The sequence below is a fragment of the Kitasatospora sp. NPDC001261 genome, from assembly GCF_042896795.1.
Taxonomy (GTDB): domain Bacteria; phylum Actinomycetota; class Actinomycetes; order Streptomycetales; family Streptomycetaceae; genus Kitasatospora.
The window spans coordinates 216,089-235,790 of sequence record NZ_JBIAXP010000015.1 but is presented as its reverse complement, the minus strand read 5'-3'; the positions used below and the strand labels follow the sequence as shown (position 1 = coordinate 235,790).

Annotated in this window: 9 protein-coding genes and 1 pseudogene; 6 read left to right on the top strand and 4 right to left on the bottom strand. The window is 74.1% G+C overall.

Going from position 1 to position 19,702, the window contains the following annotated elements; translation table 11 throughout:
- Positions 1 to 137: 137 nt before the first annotated feature.
- The gene (locus tag ACFY4B_RS21900; protein ID WP_387969964.1) at positions 138 to 1,307 is read right to left on the bottom strand and encodes a mechanosensitive ion channel family protein; all 1,170 of its coding nucleotides are present in this window, start codon (positions 1,305 to 1,307) and stop codon (positions 138 to 140) included.
- Positions 1,308 to 1,801: 494 nt separating this feature from the next.
- Here ACFY4B_RS21900 and ACFY4B_RS21895 point away from each other — a divergent pair.
- Positions 1,802 to 2,311 (top strand): annotated as a pseudogene (locus tag ACFY4B_RS21895) (HNH endonuclease); the annotation flags it as partial.
- Between the two features lie 291 nt (positions 2,312 to 2,602).
- Here ACFY4B_RS21895 and ACFY4B_RS21890 read toward each other — a convergent pair.
- Entirely contained in the window at positions 2,603 to 6,511 is a 3,909-nt protein-coding gene (locus tag ACFY4B_RS21890; protein WP_387969981.1) for a beta-N-acetylglucosaminidase domain-containing protein, read from the bottom strand.
- 545 nt (positions 6,512 to 7,056) lie between these two features.
- Here ACFY4B_RS21890 and malQ point away from each other — a divergent pair.
- Positions 7,057 to 9,240 carry a 4-alpha-glucanotransferase gene (malQ, locus tag ACFY4B_RS21885; protein ID WP_387969961.1) on the top strand — a complete coding sequence of 728 codons (2,184 nt, stop codon included), beginning with the start codon at positions 7,057 to 7,059 and terminating at the stop codon, positions 9,238 to 9,240.
- Positions 9,241 to 9,249: 9 nt separating this feature from the next.
- Positions 9,250 to 9,477, top strand: coding sequence for a hypothetical protein (locus ACFY4B_RS21880; RefSeq protein ID WP_030238515.1), 228 nt, complete (start codon positions 9,250 to 9,252; stop codon positions 9,475 to 9,477).
- Positions 9,478 to 9,630: 153 nt separating this feature from the next.
- On the opposite strand, the gene pepN is transcribed toward ACFY4B_RS21880, so the two are convergent.
- Both pepN and ACFY4B_RS21870 read right to left on the bottom strand, forming a co-directional pair.
- Positions 9,631 to 12,210, bottom strand: coding sequence for an aminopeptidase N (gene pepN, locus ACFY4B_RS21875; RefSeq protein WP_074005616.1), 2,580 nt, complete (start codon positions 12,208 to 12,210; stop codon positions 9,631 to 9,633).
- Positions 12,211 to 12,395: 185 nt separating this feature from the next.
- Positions 12,396 to 14,075, bottom strand: coding sequence for a PQQ-binding-like beta-propeller repeat protein (locus ACFY4B_RS21870; protein WP_387969957.1), 1,680 nt, complete (start codon positions 14,073 to 14,075; stop codon positions 12,396 to 12,398).
- 473 nt (positions 14,076 to 14,548) lie between these two features.
- Here ACFY4B_RS21870 and ACFY4B_RS21865 point away from each other — a divergent pair, with 473 nt between their 5' ends.
- The 3 genes from ACFY4B_RS21865 to ACFY4B_RS21855 all read left to right on the top strand — a co-directional run bounded on the left by ACFY4B_RS21865 (position 14,549) and on the right by ACFY4B_RS21855 (position 19,558).
- Complete coding sequence (locus tag ACFY4B_RS21865) at positions 14,549 to 15,727, top strand: ROK family protein (RefSeq protein ID WP_387969955.1); 1,179 nt, start codon at positions 14,549 to 14,551, stop codon at positions 15,725 to 15,727.
- A gap of 247 nt (positions 15,728 to 15,974) precedes the next feature.
- The gene (gene dxs / locus ACFY4B_RS21860; RefSeq protein ID WP_387825953.1) at positions 15,975 to 17,882 is read left to right on the top strand and encodes a 1-deoxy-D-xylulose-5-phosphate synthase; all 1,908 of its coding nucleotides are present in this window, start codon (positions 15,975 to 15,977) and stop codon (positions 17,880 to 17,882) included.
- 149 nt (positions 17,883 to 18,031) lie between these two features.
- Complete coding sequence (locus tag ACFY4B_RS21855) at positions 18,032 to 19,558, top strand: glycosyltransferase family 39 protein (protein WP_234348350.1); 1,527 nt, start codon at positions 18,032 to 18,034, stop codon at positions 19,556 to 19,558.
- Positions 19,559 to 19,702: the final 144 nt, after the last annotated feature.

Genomic DNA, 19,702 nt, shown 5'->3' with positions numbered 1-19,702 from the left:
GCTTCCTACGCCCCTGCGGCTTCCGCTCCCCGCGGATCTCGAAGTCCATCGCACCCCTTGAGCTGAGGTGTTGCGACGACCGTTAGAACCCAAGGTGGTGGGAGCGGGGCTTCGTCCGTGTCCGTGCGGCCGGTCCGCTACGGCTTCGACGCGTCGTCCGCCGCCCGGGCCGCCGCCGGGACCGGGGCCTGGGCCGGAACGGGCTCGGCCACCCGGTCGGCGGGTGCGGCCTGTTCGGCGGCCGGGGCCGGGGAGGGGGCGATCACCACGCCGGTCGCCCCGGCCGTCACCGCGGCGACCTCCTCCTTGACCTTGATCCCGGCCCCGTCGAAGGCCACCTTCAGCCGCTGGCGCAGTGCCCGGGAGACGGAGGCGGCCTTGCCCGGGGCGGTCCTGGCCTCGACCCGCAGCACCACCGAGTCCGAGGCGACCGACTCCACGCCCAGGATCGACACCGGAGCCCAGATCAGCTCGTCGTACGGGGCCTCCTTGGCCATCTCCTCGGCCGTCGCCAGGATCAGGTCCTCGACCCGGATCAGGTCCTCCTTGTACCCGACCTGGACGTCCACCGAGGCGGTCGCCCAGCCCTGGCTCATGTTGGCGATCCGCTTCACCTCGCCGTTGCGGATGTACCAGATCTCGCCGTTCCCGCCGCGCAGCTTGGTGACCCGCAGGCCGACCTCCAGCACCGTGCCGGTGGCGACACCGGTGTCGATCTCGTCGCCGACGCCGTACTGGTCCTCCATGATCATGAAGACCCCGGAGAGGAAGTCGGTGACCAGGTTCCGGGCGCCGAAACCGATCGCCACACCGGCCACACCGGCGCTCGCCAGCAGCGGCGCCAGGTTCACGCCCAGCGCGGAGAGCACCATCAGCGCCGCCGTGCCCAGGATGCTGAAGGAGGCGACGCTGCGCAGCACCGAGCCGATCGCCTCCGAGCGCTGCTGGCGCCGTTCGGTGTTCACCACCCCGGTGTTGGCCAGCAGCCCGCCCAGCCGGCTCTCCTCCTGGTGCTCGGAGGTGCGCGCCATCCGTCCTATCAGCTGGGTGATGAGCTTGCGCACGACGGCCCGGAGCACCAGCGCGAGCACGATGATGAAGACGATCCGCAGCCCGGAGGCCACCCAGCCCTGCCAGTGGGTGTCGAACCAGCTGGCGGCCTGCCGGGTGGTGTCCGAGACCTCCTGCGCGCTGGTCGGGATCCGCAGGTCGAGCTCGGGCAGCTGCGCGGTGGGGCTGGGGGCCGGGGTCGGGTTGGCGAGCGTCGAGGACGCGTCGGACGGACCGGTGGCACCGGAGCTGAACACGTGCGGACCTTCCTGGCTGGGGTGCGTGGTGGGCCCGCACCGCCGGCAAGCGGCCCGCGGACCGTGGGCGTCAGCCTATCCGCCGCCACGGGCTGACCCGGACACGCCGGAACCCCGCACGGGCGTGCCCAAGGGCGTACGGAGCGTGTCGAACGCCCCGTCAACGCCCCCGTACGCTCCCCCCGAACCGGGGCTCCGGGGCCGTCCGGGGCAGGAGGGGCGCTGCTCCGGACGGCCGAACCGTGCCCCCGGCGGGCGACCCGCCGGAGTCACCGGGACCCGTCGCACCGCCACCCGGGTGCAACCCGACCTTCCCCCGGGCATACCGGCTATGACAGAGACCACACCCGGAGTTCGCGTCAGGTCCGTTACACAGGAGTGGTGGCGCCGTACAAAGGCGTAAGGCGACACTGGGGGAGATCGCGCACGAGTGGCGCGATCCAACCGCTCGTCCCGGCGCGAGCCACGCGCCGCAGGCGTCCAAGGAGGCATCCGTGCCGCATGTCCTGGTCCTCAACGCGTCCTACGAGCCACTCGGCGTCGTATCGATGCGCCGCGCACTCATCCTGGTCCTCAACCACAAGGCGGTCAGCCTGGAGGACTCGGAAGTCACTCTGCACAGCGCCACCAGCGCCCTTCCGGCGCCGTCCGTCGTCCGTCTGACCCGCTTCGTCCGGGTCCCGTTCTGCGGGCCCGTCCCGCTCACCCGCCGGGCCCTGTTCGCCCGCGACCACGGCCGCTGCGTCTACTGCGGGGCCGCCGCCACCAGCGTCGACCACGTCATCCCGCGCAGCCGCGGTGGCCAGCACCGGTGGGACAACGTGGTGGCGGCCTGCCGCCGCTGCAACCACACCAAGGCCGACCGCCACCTCACCGAGCTCGGCTGGCGGATGAAACGACCACCCGCGCCGCCCAGCGGCCTGGCCTGGCGCATCATCGGCACCGGGATCAAGGACCCGCGATGGCGGCCCTACCTGGAGCCCTACGGCGGCGCGGACCAGCTGCGCGCCCCGCAGTGGGGCGAGTACGAGCACCACGACCGCACCGAGCAGCCGGTCCACCCGGTCCCGCTCGGCCGGGCCCACTCGGGCCACCCCGCCCCCGTCCGCCGCGGTGAGCAGCCCGAACCGCTCTCCGCCTGACCACAGCTCCACAAGGGCCCGCCCGTCACACCGTCGGTACGCGCCTCATGGGCCGCCGAGCCCCCCGCACCGGGGAGCCGGCGGCCCGCCGCGTTTCCGCCCACCCGTGACCGGGCCCGGCGACGGCCACCACGGCTACGGCCACGGCCACGGCTACGGCTTGGGCGCGGTCCCGCCCGCCGCCGCCGGAGGTGTCGCCGGCGTCCCGGGCGCGCCGCCGGGCTGGCCGGTCTGGCCGCCGCCCTGGCCGGCCGGGGGCTGCGGTGCGGCCGGCGGGGTCACCGCGTACAGCTCGACGCCCCACAGCGAGTAGCCGTACTTGGTCGCCCGCGCCACGCCCTGCACCCGGAGGTACCGGACGTTGGGCGCGTCGAAGCGCACCGTCTCGTCGCCGCCCTTGCCGTTGTCCACCGTCGCGGCGTCGGTCCAGGTGTTCCCGTCCGCCGAGACCTGGATCTTGTACGAGGCGGCGTACGCGGCCTGCCAGTGCAGCACCGCCGAGCCCAGCCTGGTCGCCTGCGGCAGCTCCAGCCGCACCCAGGCGTCGTCCTTGGCCGGGGAGGACCAGCGGGTCTTCGGGTCGCCGTCGGTGACCGCCGAGGCCGGGAAGTTCGCCGTCTCGTCGCCCGAGGAGGCGGCCTTGGCGCCGAGCGCCAGGTCCGGGCCGCCGGTGGGGGGCACCACGTGCACCTGGAGCACCTGCCGGACGGTGGTGCCGCCGGCCACGAACTGCACCGGCACCCGGTACGTCCCGGACGGCGTCTCCGCGGTGGCGCTGACCAGCAGCGGCACGCCCACCCGGCCGCCGCGCGGCACGGTCACCGGGCCGGCCGGGGCCACGGTCAGGCCCTTGGCGGCGGGCGGCACCTCGGTGCGCAGCTCGCCGGTGGTGCCCTCGGGGCGGCCGGCCTCCACGGTGGCCCGGGCGGTCACGGGCGCGGAGGCGCCGGTGACCACGTCCAGGGCCGGGTCGGAGAGGCTGAGCCGGGCCGCCGGGGCGTCCGCGTACCAGGGGATCACCTGGTTGACCACCGGAGGGTCGCCGCCGGGCTTCCAGGTCAGCCGGAACGCGTCGGCGGGCTGGCCGCCGGCCGACAGCTCGTTGTAGCCGGGCTGCACGGTGCCGATGTCGGCCCAGGTGCCGTCGGCCCGGCGCACCGCGAGGGTGGCGGTGGCGCGCACGGCCGGGTCGGTCAGCACGGTGAGCCGGTCCAGCGGGCGGGCCGCGCCGAGCTCGACGGTGAGCGGCTCGTCCATCGCGGTCGGTGCCTTGGCGGCCCGGTACGCGGTGTCCGGGTTGCCGTCCAGCACGGCGGCGGCGGAGGAGCCGGGCACCGCGTCGGGGCCGCCGCTGACGCTGGCCGGGGAATCGTCCGGGGCGGTGACGGTGAACTCGCGCACCGCGACGGCGGTCTTCTGCGCGGCGGTGGCCCGCAGCCGCACCGCCCGGACCACGGTGCCCGGCGGGAGCTGGGCGCTGACCGTCTTCTGGTTCTTGACGGTGGCGAGCTGCTTCCAGCCGCCCTCGCCGGTGGAGTACTCCAGCACGCCGTCGCGGATGTAGTCGTCGGCGGCGGTCCGGGCGTCCGGGCCGTTGCCCCAACCGCCCATCAGCACGGTCACGCCGCTGACCGGGCGGCCCGCGCCGAGGTCCAGGCCGACGGCGTCGCCGGGCTGCGGGGGAGCGGAGCTCCAGTAGAAGGTGTCGGCCACGCCGTCGGTCATCAGCGCGGGCAGGTGGTCCTGGGCGGTGCCCAGGGTGGTGGTCGGGGTGGCGGCGCCGCCACCCACGCCCGACCAGTTGTCGGCGGCGCGCACGGCACGGTCCAGGAACGGGCCGAGCACCCCGGCGCCGACGGTGGCCGGGGCCCGGTCCAGCTGCTCGCGCAGCCGGTTGAGCTCGACCCGGGCCTTCCAGGCCGCCGCGCCGTCGCCGCCGTGCTGCGCCAGCAGCATGTCGAGGGCGGACTGCCCGGCCAGCCCGTAGTCGCGCAGCGGGCCCAGCCAGGGCGCGGCCTCGCCGGCCAGCTGGGTGGTGGCCGGGGTGCCGGCCAGGGTCTGCTGGGCGGTGGCCATGGTGGCGAAGGCGTCCCGCAGCGGGGCGGCGGCCTCGATCAGCCGGGCGAGGTCGGGGGCGGCGCCGGAGGTCGGCTCGGCGGCCGCCCAGAACCGGTCCAGCAGCGGTGCCAGGTAGCCGGACTCCTGCTTGGACAGCGGCGAGGAGGTGCTGTTCCCGGCCAGCGCGGTGACGGCGGACAGCGCCGTCCCGACGGGCGTCGGGGCCGCGCCGGTCGGCCCGGCCAGCGAGCGCACGGCGGCCTGCCAGGACTCGTCCGGCTTGTACCCGGCCGGGTTCCAGGCGAAGTCGCCGGCCGTCGACACGGCGATCCGGGAGGCCACCGGCTGCTGCATCGCGCCGGTCAGCAGCGCCGCCGAGCGGGTGGCCACCTCCGGGTCGCGCCCGGTGTAGGCGCCGAGGAAGAGCCGGTCCGGGGTGGCGTCGTTGACCGGGTAGTTGTCCATGGTGAGCAGCGGGTGCCCGTACAGCCCGGCGGTGTCCGAGGCCTGGGCGCCGGTGATCTTCTCCGGGATCACCCCGACCCCGCTCCAGGCCACCTGCACGCCCTCCGGCAGGGCCGCCGCCAGCGCCTTGCGGTACGGGGTGGAGCCCTGCTGGTGGTACTCGGTGGGGACGACGGACAGCGGCGCCAGGCCCGGGTTCCTCGCGATCAGCCGGTCCTGCACCTTCTTCACCAGCTCGGCCTGGGCCTTGGCGGCCGCAGCGGGTCCGGTGCCGTACTCGTCGCGGTCGTCGCCGCAGTGCCACTCGTCGTAGCTGACGTCCAGGAACTGCAGCTGGAAGGCGGTGAAGCCGAGCTTGCGCAGCCCGTCCAGCTTGTTCACCAGGGCGTCCACGTCCTTGCCGGAGCTGAAGCAGAGGGACTGCCCCGGGTCGATCGCGTAGCCGAGCGCGACGTGGTTCTGCCGTGCCCGGAAGCCCAGTTCGCGCAGCTCCTCGGCCTGGGCCGCGGGGTAGGCGGTGCGCCAGCGGGAGAGCCGGTACGGGTCGTCACCGGGCGCGTAGAGGTAGAAGTTCTGCTTGGAGCGGCCCAGGAAGTCGACCTGCTCCAGCCGCTGCTGCGCGGTCCACGGGGTGCCGTAGAAGCCCTCCGTGACGCCGCGCACCGGGGCGCCGGTCGGCCAGTCCCGCAGCGTGATCCCGGGCAGGCCGAGCCCGGCCGCACCCGGCGCCTGCCCCTGCCCGGCCGGTACGGCGGCGAGCAGCTGACGCAGGCTCTGCGCGGCGTAGAAGGTGCCGGTGGCGTCCACGCCGGCCAGCACCACGGCGCCGTACGTCCCGCCGCCCTGGGCGGGCAGCTGACCGGCCGACAGCACGTACCCGCCGGCCGGCATCCCCGCGGTCGTCGGCCCGGCGCCGTCCTTGCCGCCCGCGGCGGCGGACAGCTGCCGCAGCACCCGGTCCACCTCGCCGCCGGCGCCCTCGGCGGGCCCGCCGACGTACACCACCAGCGTCCCGGCGGTCGGCGTCCCGCCGTCCGGACGCGGCGTCACCTCGCCCGCCCCGGCGACCTCCAGCACCTCCTGGACGGCCCGCACCGCGCCGATGTCCGCCTTGGGCGCGCTCACCAGCGTCACGGCGGACGGCACCGCGACGGGCTTGCCCGCCACGGTCTGCTGCTGCGGCTTCGGGAACACCTTCGGGTCGGTCACGCTGCCCAGCGGCGTCTGCGGCGCGGTGCTCACCACGTCCGAGGCCGTCGAGGCGGCCGTGGCCGCCGCGTACGCCGCCGACGGCAGCGAACCGGCCAGCAGCCCGCCGACCACCGCCGCGGCCGCGACCCCGGCCGCGATCTGCATCGCCCGCCGCCCCGGCCGCCCGGCCCGGTCCGCCCGGTCCGCGCGCTCCTCGCGCACCGACGCCAACAGCGGCTCGGTGCCCTTGAGATCGGCGATCAGCCGGTCCGCCGTCCGCGGCGCCAACTGACGGCACGTCCGCGCCGTGGCCCGCCGCGCCGCCTCCGCCGCGGGGTGCTGCAGCACCTCCCGCAACGCCGGACTCTGCTCCAGTTGCGACCTGAGCCGCCGCCCGGCCGCTACGGACACTCGGGCTTGCACAGGAGCCTCCTCGCCAGGCCACGACCACATCGTCCGCAACCCCACCAGCTGGCCGATCCGGTGTCAACGCCGCCGACTGCTATGACCGTTTTGCGCCATTTCATTGCATGTCGGACCAGCCCGGAAACACCCGCGAGCGCCGGGCTTCACGGCACATCCCGGGCGGCGGCCGTCCCCAGCCTGTACGGTCGGCCCCCGCGCTGACCCCCCGTCGCCTGCCACCGCGGCCCAGCTCCAGACCCGGAGCGGCTGAAGGACGGCGAGGTCCTCACCTATGGACAAGGAGGGCGGCGACACGACCACGGCGAACGCCGACACCTTCCACACCGACGCCCTGAAGTCCTGCCGACCCGCCCCCGCCCCGAGGGCCCGCCCGCCGGCGTCGTGTCGCGCTGGGTGATCGTGGTGTCACGCGGGTAGGACTGTGGCTGTCCTGAACGGGCGTTGCCGAGACATCGCAGGAGCCGCGAGTGGCCGCTTACCACGACAGTGACGGAGCCGAGCAGGTACCGGCGCAGGATGCCCCGCCGCCGCCCGCCGAACTGGTGGCGCTGGCGCGGGCGTACGGGGTGGACGTCCGGTACCCGGGGCCGGGCGGGCAGGCGGTGGGGGCGCGGACGCTGGTGGCGGTGCTGGGGGCGATGGGGGTGGCGGCCGGGTCGCCGCAGGAGGTGGGGGAGGCGCTGGAGCGTCACCGGGCCGGGCAGCGGGCCCGGTTGCTGCCGCCGTGCGTGGTGGTCCGGCAGGGGCGGCGGACGGCGCTGGACGTGCCGGCGGACGCCCGGTTGCGGGTGGAGCTGGAGGACGGGGGGAGTTGGGAGCTGCCCCGGGGGCACTCGCACTGGGTGCCGGGGGACCTGCCGCTGGGGCGCCACGTGCTCACGGCGGAAACCGGCACGAGGACCGCGCGGGCCGCGCTGGTGGTCGCCCCCGAGCGGCTGCCGCAACTCCCGGGCCGCAGCTGGGGGTTCCTCGCCCAGCTGTACTCCGTGCTCTCCGAGCGCTCGTGGGGCATGGGCGACCTCGGGGACCTCGTCGAGCTGGCCCGGTGGGCGGGGGCCGGCCTCGGCGCGGGCTTCGTGCAGATCAACCCGCTGCACCAGGCGCTGCCCGGCGCCCCCTCCGACCCGTCCCCGTACCGCCCGTCCTCGCGCCGCTTCGCCGACCCGGTGCACCTGCGGATCGAGGCCGTCCCCGAGTACGCCTACCTGACCGGCGCCGGGCGCGAGCAGGCCGAGGAGCTGACCCGGCGGGCCGCCCGGCTGCGCGACGAGGTGCTGGTCCACGACGCCCTGATCGACCGGGACGCCGTCTGGCAGCTCAAGCGCGAGGCCCTGGAGCTGCTGCACGAGGTACCGCGCGGCCCCGGGCGGCAGGCCGAGTACGACGCGTACCGGCTCCGCGAGGGCGAGTGGCTGTACCGGCACGCGCTGTGGAACGCCCTGGCCGAGGAGCACGGCACCGACTGGCACCACTGGCCGAAGGGGCTGCGTCACCCGGACGGCCCACAGGTCGAGCACGCCGCCAAGGAGCTGGAGGAGCGGGTCGAGTTCCACCGCTGGCTCGCCTGGCAGGTCGACCAGCAGCTCGCCCACGCCCAGCGGGCGGCCCGCGAGGCGGGCATGCCGGTCGGCCTGATCCACGACCTGGCCGTCGGCGTCCACCCGGACGGCGCGGACGCCTGGGCGCTGCGGGACGTGCTGGCCGGCGGCATCTCGGTCGGCGCCCCGCCGGACGCCTTCAACGCCCACGGCCAGGACTGGGGCCTGCCGCCCTGGCGTCCGGACGCGCTCGCCGAGGCCGGCTACGCCCCGTACGCGGAGCTGCTGCGGGCCACCGCCCGGCACGCGGGGGCCCTGCGGATCGACCACGTGATGGGCCTGTTCCGGCTCTGGTGGGTGCCGCAGGGGCACCCGCCGACCGAGGGCGCGTACGTGCGCTACGACGCCGAGGCGATGCTCGGCGTGCTGGCGCTGGAGGCGCACCGGGCCGGGACGGCGGTGATCGGCGAGGACCTCGGCACGGTGGAGCCGGGGGTGCGGGAGGAGCTGGCGGCGCGCGGGGTGCTCGGCACGTCCGTGCTCTGGTTCGAGCGGGACTGGCGGGGCGACGGCGCGATCCTCGGCCCGGACCGCTGGCGGTCCGGCTGCCTGGCCACCCTCACCACCCACGACCTGCCCAGCACCGCGGCCCGGCTCTCCGGCGAGCACGTCGAGCTGCGGCACCGGCTGGGCCTGCTGGCCCGGCCGCTGGGGGAGGAGCAGGGGCAGGCGGCGGCGGAGCTGGCGGACTGGCGGGCCGAGCTGGGCCGGCTCGGGCTGCTGGCCGAGGGCGAGCCGCTGACGATGCCGGTGCTGTACCGCTTCCTGCGGGCCACCCCGGCGGAGCTGGTCGGGGTCTGGCTGCCGGACCTGGTCGGGGACCCGCGCCCGCAGAACCTGCCCGGCACCTGGGACCAGTACCCGAACTGGCGCCTGCCGGTCGCGGACGGCTCCGGCGACCCGGTCACCCTCGAACGGCTGGCCACCGCCCCCGCCGCAGGCCTGCTCGCCCGGCTTCTGGCCCCGCGCGGTTCCGCCGGGTCGGCCCCGAGGCACGTCCTCCCGTCCCGCCCGACCGACCCCGACGAGCGCGCCCCCGTAAGCGGCGGGTAAGTTGGAAACGTGGACAAGAGGAACGCTTTGCGAGCCGGCGCGGTCTCCGCAACGGTCACGCTGATGATGCTGCTGTCGTCGCCCGCCATGGCCTTCACCAGGGACGACGGTGATGACCCCGGTTCCGGCCTGAGCGTGGGCCAGACCCTCGGCCTGTACGTGTTTCTCCCGCTGGTCGCCTTCGCGGTGATCGCCGGTCTGGCGGGCCTGCCCTACGGCAAGGGCAAGAAGAAGTAACACCCGCGCAGACGTCCCCAGGACTCGCACGACCCGCAGGGCCCGCAGGTCCCGTACGACCTGCACGGCCCGCACCACCCGCAAGGCCCGCAAGACCCCGAAGGGGCGCCGGACGATCCCGTCCGGCGCCCCTTCGCGGTTGCGAGGAGACCGTCAGCGGCCGCCCGCCGCACGGTCGGCCGCCTGGGCCTTGAGCGCGCGCTCGACGCCCGCCCGGGCCTCGACGACCTGGCGCCGCAGCGCCGGGGCCGGCTCGGCCGAGGCCAGCCACGCGTCGGTGGCCTCCAGGGTCGCGGCCGTCACCTGGAGGGCCGGGTACAGCCCGACGATGATCTGCTGCGAGATCTCGTGGCTGCGGGTCTCCCAGACGCCCTTGACCGCCGCGAAGTACTTCGCCGCGTACGGCGCGAGCAGCTCACGCTGGTCGGACTGCTGGAAGCCGGCGATGACGGCCTCCTGCACATAGTTCGTCAGCTTGTCGGACTCCACCACCGACGCCCAGGCCTCCGCCTTGGCCCCGGCGGTCGGCCGGGCGGCGCGGCAGGTGGCCGCGTGCTCCTGGCCGGCCGCGGTGTTGTCCCGCTCCAGCTCGGCGGCGATGGCGGCCTCGTCGGCCCGGCCGGTGGCGGCGAGGCGCACCAGCAGGGTCCAGCGCAGCTCGGTGTCCACCGCGAGGCCCTTGATCTCGACCGAGCCGTCCAGCAGCCCGGCGAGCAGGCCCAGCTGACCGTCGGTACGGGCGACCGAGGCGAGGGCGCGGGCCCAGGCCAGCTGGTGGTCGCTGCCGGGCTCGGCGGCGCGCAGGTGCTCCTCCGCGGCGGCGGCCCAGCGGTCGAGGCCCTGCTCGCGCCACTGCGGGTCGGTGTAGGCGTCGAGGGCGAGCTTGACCTGGCGGTGCACGGACTGCACCACGCCGATGTCGCTCTCGCGCCCGATGCCGGACAGCGCCAGCGCCAGGTAGTCGCGGGCGGCCAGCTCGCCGTCGCGGGTCATGTCCCAGGCGGAGGCCCAGCACAGCGCGCGCGGCAGCGACTCGGTGAAGCCGCCGAGGTGCTCGGTGACGACGGCCAGCGAGTCCTCGTCCAGCCGGATCTTGGCGTACGAGAGGTCGTCGTCGTTCAGCAGCACGACGGCCGGGCGGTGCCGGCCGACCAGCTCGGGCACCTCGGTGCGCGGGCCGTCGACGTCCAGCTCGATCCGGTCGGTGCGCACCAGCGCGTCGCCGTTCAGCTCGTACAGGCCGATCGCGATGCGGTGCGGCCGCAGCACGGCCTCGCCCTTGGCGCCGGCGGGCAGCGCGGGGGCCTCCTGGAGCACCGCGAAGGACTCGATCTCGCCGTCGGTGTTGAGCACGATCGAGGGCCGCAGCACGTTGATGCCGGCGGTCTCCAGCCAGGCCTTGGACCAGGCCTTGAGGTCGCGGCCGCTGGCCTCCTCCAGGGCGCCGAGCAGGTCGCTGAGCCGGGTGTTGCCCCAGGCGTGGCGCTTGAAGTACGCCTGCACGCCCTGGAAGAAGGCGTCCTGGCCGACGTACGCCACCAGCTGCTTGAGCACCGAGGCGCCCTTGGCGTAGGTGATGCCGTCGAAGTTGACCTGGACGTCCTCCAGGTCGTTGATGTCCGCCATGATCGGGTGGGTGGACGGCAGCTGGTCCTGCCGGTACGCCCAGGTCTTCATCTGGTTGGCGAAGGTGGTCCAGGAGTGCGGCCACTTGGAGCCCGGGGCCTCGGCCTGGCAGACCGCCTCGGCGTAGGTCGCGAAGGACTCGTTGAGCCAGAGGTCGTTCCACCACTCCATGGTGACGAGGTCGCCGAACCACATGTGGGCGAGCTCGTGCAGGATCGTCGCGGCACGGGCCTCGTACGCGGCGTCGGTGACCTTGGAGCGGAACACGTACTGGTCGCGCAGGGTGACGGCGCCCGCGTTCTCCATCGCGCCGGCGTTGAACTCCGGGACGAAGAGCTGGTCGTACTTGGCGAACGGGTACGGGAAGTCGAACTTCTCCTGGAAGTAGTCGAAGCCCTGCTTGGTGACCTCGAAGACGGCCTCCGGGTCCAGGAACTCGCGCAGCGAGGGCCGGCAGTAGACGCCCAGCGGCACCTTCTGCTCGCCGTTCTCGTAGGTGTCGAAGACCCCGACGTACGGGCCGGCGACGAGCGCGGTGATGTAGGTGGAGATCCGGCCGGTGGGCTCGAACGTCCAGACCCGGGTGTCGCCCTCGCCGACCGGCTCCGGGGTCGGCGAGTTGGAGACCACGACCCAGCCCTCCGGCGCGGTCACGGTGAACGCGAACGCGGCCTTCAGGTCGGGCTGCTCGAAGTTGGCGAAGACCCGGCGGGCGTCCGGCACCTCGAACTGGGTGTACAGGTAGGTCTCGCCGTCGACCGGGTCGACGAACCGGTGCAGGCCCTCACCGGTGTTGGTGTACTCGCAGTTCGCGACGACCCGCAGCTCGTTCTCGGCGGCGAGGCCCGGCAGCGGGATGCGGCTGTCGGCGAAGGTCGCCGGGTCGAGCCGCACGCCGTTGAGGGTGATCTCCTCGACGCTCGGGGCGACGAGGTCGATGAAGGTCTCCGCCCCCGGGGTGGTGGCGGTGAACCGGACCACGGTGGTGGACCGGAAGGTACCGCCCTCGCGGGCCGAACCGAGGTCGAGCTCGATGTCGTACGCGTCCACGTGGAGGAGGTCGGCCCGGGTGCGGGCCTCCTCACGGGTCAGGTTTGTGCCGGGCACTCGCTGCACTCCTTTGTCAGACTGATGGTCCGAATCCTCGCACGTCCAACGGACGGGGCGGCCGAAAAATCACAGGCGGGGCGGGCCCGGGCGATCAGCCCGTGCCCACCCCGCCCGTGTCGGTCGCCGCGCGGCCCGCGACGAGGGGTCACGCCCCCGGGATCAGCCCCGGAGGCGCCCCGGCGTCACTTCTTCCACTTGGTCAGCGGACCGTCGCTGGCGCTGTAGCGGCGGAACGCGTAGACGGCGGCGCCGTCGTCCGAGACCAGGTACTCGGAGGTGCTGCTGCCGATGCCCATGCTGCTCGGCATCGTCATGGTGCCGAGGTCGGACATCGAGCCGTCGGTCGGCGAGAGCGTCACCAGCCGGGCCGGCTTGTTGTAGCCCTGGTCGACGATCGCGCGGACCTTGCCGTCCTTGTCGGTCCCGGCCACCAGGCGCATGTCGTTGCTCGTCGAACCGGAGTTGGCCGACCACAGCCGCTTGCCGGTGTTCAGGTCGTAGGCGTTGATGCCCGGCTTGCCGCCGCTGACCTGGACGTACAGCGTGGTGCCGCTGACCACGTTGCGGGTGAGGGCCTCGTTCTGGCCGGAGAGGCGCAGGCTGTCCGCGCCGGGCTCCTTGACGGACATCTGGGTGCCCGGCTTGTTGTCCTTGTCGAACGGCAGGACGTAGTCGCCCTGCGGGCCGTTGCCCATCAGCAGCACCAGCGGCTTGTCCTGGACGACCGAGTCGACCTCCTCGATGTTGCCGGTGAGGGTGATCGGGGTGCTGGCCGGCTTGCCGGTCTCGGCGTTGACGATGACCAGCTGCGACTTCGGGCCGCTGGTGCCGTAGCAGCGGTCGCTGACCGCGATCTGGGCGCCGGCCGCCTTGCCGCGCAGGACGCAGTCCTTGTCGCGCGGCTGGTACTGCCAGGCGGGCTGGCCGTTGGCGATGTTCAGGGCGGCGACGGCGTTGCCGCCGACGGCGACGACGTTCTCGGTGACGCTGAGGGTCGGCGAGGACATCCGGTCGGCCGAGACCTTGACGCTCCAGAGCAGCTTGCCCTGGGTCAGGTCGATGGCGCCGACGGTGGAGCAGTCGCTGTCACCGGTGTTGAAGGAGACGGCGGCGACGCCCTTGGAGTTGGCGGCGTACGAGGCGGTGCACAGCTCCTTGCTGCCGGCCGGGGCGGCGATGGTCCACGCCTCCTTGCCGTCGGTCAGGTTGAAGGCCCTGATCCCGGAGCTGTCGACGCGCACCGCGAGCTTGTCGGTGCCCCAGACGCCGAGCATCTGGTTCGAGCTGTCCGCGTTGGCCGGCTTGGGGGCGCTCCAGGCGACGTTGAAGGTGGCGCCCTTGGGAGCGGGGGCGGGGGTGGGGCCGCTGCTGGTCCCGCCGTTGTCGGTGGTGCCGGTGCTGACCGGGTCCGGGCCCGGGTCGGGGGCGGGCTTGGGGTCCTTGAGCAGGACGACCAGGGCGACCACGATCGAGATCGCCAGCACGCCGCCGATGATCCCGCCCCACAGCATCACCGGGTTGCGCTGCTTGGGCGCGACCGGCGCGACGGGGTAGCCGTACCCGGGCTGCTGCGGGTAGTTGTAGCCGCCCGGGTTGTAGGCCTGCCCGGCGTCCGGGGCGCCGTACGGGGCACCGGGGACCGGGTCGTACGGGCCGACCGGCGCGGCACCGGGCGGCGGCGGGGCCTGGCTGGGGAACCCGGGCGCGGTCGGCGCGTACGCCGCGTACTCCGGGCTGCCGACCGACGGCTGCGCGGGCGGCTGCACGGGCGGTGCCGGCGGCTGGACGGGCGGCGGGCCCGCGGGCGCGACCGGGCCCGGGGTGACCTGCCCCGGGACGGCGGCGCCGTCGAGCTGCGTCATCTGGTCCGCGACGGCGGCCGGATCGACCCCGCCGCCCGGCGGGCGCCCGAACGAGACGCCCCGGTTGTCCTGCGGACCGCTGCCGGGCGTTTCGCCTGCACCCGGCGTAGGGTGATCCCCTGCCATCTGATTCCCCGTCATGTCTGGATGCGTCCCCCTGGCGGTGCCGTCCACGGCCCCGATGGGACGGGTGAGAAGTGGCACCATGTTAGTGGTGCGTGGTTTTCGGCCGTCGCCAGGACGGCGGTTCCCCGTCCCCGCAGGTCCAGGCCGCGCAACACCTTCACCCCCCGATCACCGCGCCCCCACGCCCGCGCCCCCGCTCGCCGGCCCGCGCCGGGCGGCCGCCGTCCGCGCCCCCCCTGCGCGCCCGCCCGCCGCAGCCGGGATCCCCGCCCGGGCCCCCGGGCCGTACCCTTCAGGAGTTGAAGGGGACGCCCGGCGGAGGGGTCCCCGCCCTGGGAGGGTGGATCATGTCGACGGACACACCGGGCTCGCAGTCGTCGCTGCACCGGGCGAACCTGGAACGGGTGCTCCGCGCGGTGCGGATGGCCGGCTCGCTGACCCAGGCCGAGATCGCCCGCGGCACCGGACTGTCCGCGGCCACCGTGTCCAACATCGTGCGGGAGTTGAAGGAGAGCGGCACCGTCGTGGTCGCCGACACCTCCTCCGGCGGCCGCCGCGCCCGCAGCGTCTCGCTCAGCGGGGACGCCGGCATCGTGGTCGGCATCGACTTCGGCCACACCCACCTGCGCGTCGCGGTCGGCAACCTGGCCCACCGGGTGCTGGCCGAGGAGAGCGCCCCGATCGACGTCGACGTCTCCGCCCAGCAGGGCTTCGACCGCGCCGAGGCGATGGTCGAGCGGCTGCTGACGCAGGCGGGCTTCCGTTCCGACAAGGTGATCGGCGTCGGCCTCGGCGTGCCCGGCCCGATCGACGTGGAGACCGGCGCGCTCGGCTCCACCGCGATCCTGCCCGGCTGGACGGGCATCGCCCCGGGCCGGGAGCTGGCCGAGCGGCTCGGCATGCCGGTGCACGTGGACAACGACGCCAACCTGGGCGCGCTCGGCGAGCTGGTCTGGGGCGCCGGCCGCGGGCTGAGCGACCTCGCCTACATCAAGGTCGCCAGCGGGGTCGGCGCCGGGCTGGTGGTGAACGGCCAGATCTACCGCGGCCCGGGCGGCACCGCGGGTGAGATCGGGCACATCACCCTGGACGAGGCGGGGCCGGTCTGCCGCTGCGGCAACCGCGGCTGCCTGGAGACCTTCGTCGGCTCCCGCTACCTGCTCTCGCTGCTCGCCCCCACCCTCGGCCAGGACCTCAGCCTGCCCCGGGTGGTCGAGCTGGCCCAGCAGGGCGACCTCGGCTGCCGCCGGGTGATCGCCGACGCGGGCCGGCAGATCGGCACCGGCGTCGCCACCCTCTGCAACCTGCTGAACCCCCGCCGGGTGATCCTCGGCGGGGACCTCGCCGAGGCCGGTGAGCTGGTGCTCGCCCCGATCCGGGACTGGGTGGCCCGGTACGCGATCCCGAGCGCGGCCCGTCAGCTCTCGGTCGTCCCCGGCACCCTCGGCGGCCGGGCCGAGGTGCTCGGTGCGCTGGCCCTGGTGATGAGCGAGATGGGGGAGTCGGGCGCGCTGGGCCGCGCCTGACACCGCCGTCCGGCCCGCCCGCGTATTCAAACGCCTGTACGTCAACCTGAGGTGACCCGGCTTCCCGGCCCGACCTCCCGGAATGGCGGTAACCGAACGGTGGCACCGGGCGCGCCGCTTGGTGTCCGGCAGGCGGACATTAGACTCGACCGGTCGCCACCGGCCGGACCGTCGGACTGCCGCCGGGCCGGGCAGCGACGCCCGTCGGACCGTCCGTGGTCCGCGAACACTGAACGAGGAGGAACGGGTGGCCCTGCTGACCCGCATTCGGGGACCGCGCGATCTCGACCGGCTCACGCCCGGACAGCTGGCCGCACTGGCCCAGGAGATCCGGACCTTCCTGGTGACCGAGGTCTCCAAGACGGGTGGCCACCTCGGGCCCAACCTCGGCGTGGTGGAGCTCACCATCGCGCTGCACCGGGTCTTCGACTCCCCGCGCGACCGCATCCTCTTCGACACCGGCCACCAGAGCTACGTCCACAAGCTGCTCACCGGCCGCCAGGACTTCTCCCGGCTGCGGATGAAGGGCGGCCTGTCCGGCTACCCGTCCCGGGCCGAGTCCGAGCACGACGTGATCGAGAACTCGCACGCCTCCACGGTCCTCTCGTACGCCGACGGCCTGGCCAAGGCCAACCAGATCCTGGGCAAGAACGACCCGGTCGTCGCGGTGATCGGCGACGGCGCGCTCACCGGCGGCATGGCCTGGGAGGCGCTCAACAACATCGCCGACGCCAAGGACCGCCCGCTCGTCATCGTCGTGAACGACAACGAGCGCTCGTACTCCCCGACCATCGGCGGCCTGGCCAACCACCTCGCCACCCTGCGCACTACCCAGGGCTACGAGCGCTTCCTGTCCTGGGGCAAGGACGCGCTCCAGCGCACCCCGGTGGTCGGCCAGCAGCTGTTCGAGACGCTGCACGGCGCCAAGAAGGGCCTCAAGGACTTCATCGCCCCGCAGGGCATGTTCGAGGACCTCGGCCTCAAGTACATCGGCCCGATCGACGGCCACGACATGGCCGCCCTGGAGTCCGCGCTGACCAAGGCGCGCGGCTTCGGCGGCCCGGTGATCGTGCACTGCCTCACCGAGAAGGGCCGCGGCTACCACGCCGCCGAGAACAACGACGAGGACCGCTTCCACGCGGTCGGCAAGATCCACCCGGAGACCGGCCTGCCGATCACGAGCGGTGGCGGCCGGAGCTGGACCTCGGTCTTCGCCGAGGAGATGGTCGCGCTCGGCCACGAGCGCGAGGACATCGTCGGCATCACCGCCGCGATGCTCCACCCGGTGGGCCTGGCCCCGTTCGCCGAGGCCTTCCCGGACCGGATCTTCGACGTCGGCATCGCCGAGCAGCACGCCGTCACCAGCGCGGCCGGCCTGGCCACCAACGGCCTGCACCCGGTGTTCGCGGTCTACGCGACCTTCCTCAACCGGGCCTTCGACCAGGTCCTGATGGACGTCGCCCTGCACAAGCTGGGCGTCACCTTCGTCCTGGACCGGGCCGGCGTCACCGGCGACGACGGCGCCTCGCACAACGGCATGTGGGACATGTCGATGCTGCAGATCATCCCGACCCTGCGGCTGGCCGCCCCGCGCGACGCCGACCAGGTCCGCGCCCAGCTGCGCGAGGCCGTCGAGGTCAAGGACGCCCCGACCGTGGTCCGCTACTCCAAGGGCACGGTCGGCCCGGCCGTCCCCGCGGTCGGCCGGATCGGCGGCATGGACGTGCTGCGCGCCGCCGAGGAGCCCTCCGGCGCCCACCGCGCCGACGTGCTGATCGTCTCGGTCGGCGCGATGGCCCCCACCAGCCTGGAGGTCGCCGACCTGCTGGCCGCCCAGGGCGTCACCGCCACCGTGGTGGACCCGCGCTGGGTCAAGCCGGTGGACGCGGCCCTGCCGGGCCTGGCCGCCGAGCACCGGGTGGTCGTCACGATCGAGGACAACGGCCGGGTGGGCGGCGTCGGCGCCGCCGTGGCGCAGGCGCTGCGGGACGCGGACGTGGACCTGCCGGTGCGCGACTTCGGCATCCCGCAGGAGTTCCTGGACCACGCCAGCCGGGCCGAGATCCTGGCCGAGATCGGCCTGAACGCCCCGGACATCGCCCGAAAGGTGACGGCCCTGGTCGCCAAGCTGGACGCGGCGCCGGTCAAGGCCTGACCGGAGACCGTCCGGGGGAGCGGTCACCCGTTCCGCAGACGACCGTTTGTCGTAACTCCGTAACAGTTCGTCACGGAACAAGCTGACAATCGCACTGAAAGGCGGGACCGGCGCTACCGGCGCCGATCCCGCCCGGTAGGTTGTCACCCGTGCCGACCCCCACCCGCCTCCGCCTCACCGGACTGGCCGAGCGCCTGCCCGAGCGCGTCCGTACCCGTGTTCTCACCGGGTACTGGACCAGGCTGGTGCCGGTGCTCGCGCTGGTCGCGCTGCTCACCCACATCCCCTCCTTCGCCCGGCCCGTCTGGAGCCCGGACGAGGGCTTCCTGGCCACCCAGGCCCGGATGCTGGCGGACGGCGGGGTGCTGTACGACACCGTGGTGGACCGCAAACCACCGCTGCTGCCCTGGCTCTACCAGGCCTGCTTCGCGGTCTTCGGCTCCGCCTCGCTCTGGCCGCTGCGCACCCTGGCGGTGGTGGCCCACCTGGTCACCGCGATCCTGCTGGCCTCGATCGCCCGCGGCCGCTGGGGCAACCGGGCCGGGGCCGGGGCCGGACTGCTCTACCTGCTGGTCTCCATCGGGCTCTCCCCGGAGGACACCCAGGCGGCGACCTTCGAGGTCTTCATGCTGCCCGCCATGGTGGCCGCCTTCCGGTACGCCGAACGGCGCCGCTGGCTGGCCGCGGGCATCGCGGTCGCCCTCTGCTCACTGACCAAGCAGACCGGCGGCGCGGTGCTGCTGCCGGTGCTCTGGATGCTGTTCCAGGACGCCCGCCGGCGCGGGGTGCGCTGGCCGCCCGCGCTGTTCAAGATCGGGTTCGGCTTCACCCTGCCGATAGCGCTGGTCGCGGTGATCCTCACCAAGCCCAAGGGCTTCCTCTTCTGGGTGGTCACCGGCAGCGGCGACTACGCCTCCTTCGGCGGTGCCTGGCTCCAGATGCTCGGCCGGGCCTTCGGCAACTCGGCCATCCTGGCCGCGGCCGGCCTGGGCTTCCTGCTCCCGGTCGGACGCCGGCTCTGGCTCAAGCACCGCCACCGCCCGCTGCCGGTGGCCGGCGAGGAGCACGGCTCGACCACCGACCTGTGGGTCTGGCTGCTCTCCTCGGTCGTCGCGGTCAGCGTGGGCTTCCACTTCTTCGGCCACTACTACCTCCAGCTGATCCCGCCGCTGGTGCTGCTGGGCACCGGAGCGGTCGCCACCTCGGCGATCCGCTGGAAGCCCGTCCTGCTGTACACCACGGCCGCCGCCACGGTGTTCTGGAGCCTGGCGCTGGCCTGGCCGGGGGAGCGGCTCAACCGCACCACCGAGGTCGCCACCGCCGTCGCCGCCCAGACCACCCCCAAGGACACCGTGCTGGTCTGGGGCATGCACCCCGAGCTGTACTGGCTGGCCGACCGCAAGCCCGCCACCCGCTACCTGACCGCCGGCTTCCTCACCAACTACAGCGGCGGCAAGGACGGCAACCAGAACGTCGGCGAGCAGTTCAGCGTCTCCAACGCCTGGCAGACCTTCGACAAGGAGCTGGCCAACGGCCTGCCCGAGGTCGTGGTCGACGACTCCGGCATCGCCCCGTACCAGCCGGTCATGGTCCCCCGGATCGAGAACCTGCTGGACACCCACTACGAGATGGTCGGCGTCTTCGCCGACACCGTGGTGTACCGCCTCAAGCACTGAGGCGGCCCGTACCCGGTTTCCTCGCGGCAACGCCGTACACGCCGGGTTCTCGGCGGCAGCGCCGTACACAGGACCTCGGGCGGAAACGCCGTACACGCCGCGTCCGGGCGGCAGCCCCGTACACACGGAGGAGCCCCGGTGACC

Excerpts from the sequence above, each read along its gene's own strand:
- ACFY4B_RS21870 (WP_387969957.1), bottom strand. The coding sequence starts at position 14,075 with ATGACGCAGCTCGACGGCGCCGCCGTCCCGGGGCAGGTCACCCCGGGC.
- ACFY4B_RS21865 (WP_387969955.1), top strand. The coding sequence starts at position 14,549 with ATGTCGACGGACACACCGGGCTCGCAGTCGTCGCTGCACCGGGCGAAC.